Origin of the sequence: Bradyrhizobium sp. NBAIM08 (assembly GCF_020193935.1) — a bacterium.
Lineage (GTDB): Bacteria > Pseudomonadota > Alphaproteobacteria > Rhizobiales > Xanthobacteraceae > Bradyrhizobium > Bradyrhizobium yuanmingense.
Genome location: NZ_JADYVR010000310.1, coordinates 1 through 452 on the forward strand (window position 1 = coordinate 1; position 452 = coordinate 452).

The window sequence follows — 452 nt, forward strand, 5'->3', positions numbered from 1 at the left end:
GTCTTCGGCGGGAGCATCCCGGAGATTCAAGGCCCGCTCGGCTATCGCATCGAGTATGGCGACGAGCACACGGCGGATTTCAAAATCACAGTCTACGAGCACCCGCGGCTGGAACGCGCCGACGCGCAGATCACTTTTCCCAGCTACACCGAGTTGCCGCCCAAGCGCATCGAGGACACCAAACGCGTGACCGCGGTCGAAGGCTCGACGGTGGATCTGACGTTGCAGTTGAACAAGCCGGTGACCAGCGCGCGGCTCGTGGCCAAGGATCAATCGGTGCTGCCGCTGACGATTGAAAGCAACAAAGCCCAGGCGCGCCTCGATGGATTCAAGCTGGAAAAAACGCAGACCTACGAGTTGCAACTGATCGATTCGGACGGCCGCTCGAACAAGCTGGCCACCACGTTCGTTTTCGATGCGCTCACGAATGGGCGACCGACGCTGAAGTTTGT

The 452-nt window shown here is 60.0% G+C and carries 1 protein-coding gene; it reads left to right on the forward strand.

The features are described 5' to 3' along the window. A partial coding sequence (locus tag I6F37_RS39645) for a hypothetical protein (protein WP_225154325.1) occupies positions 1-452 on the forward strand: 452 nt, incomplete at both ends.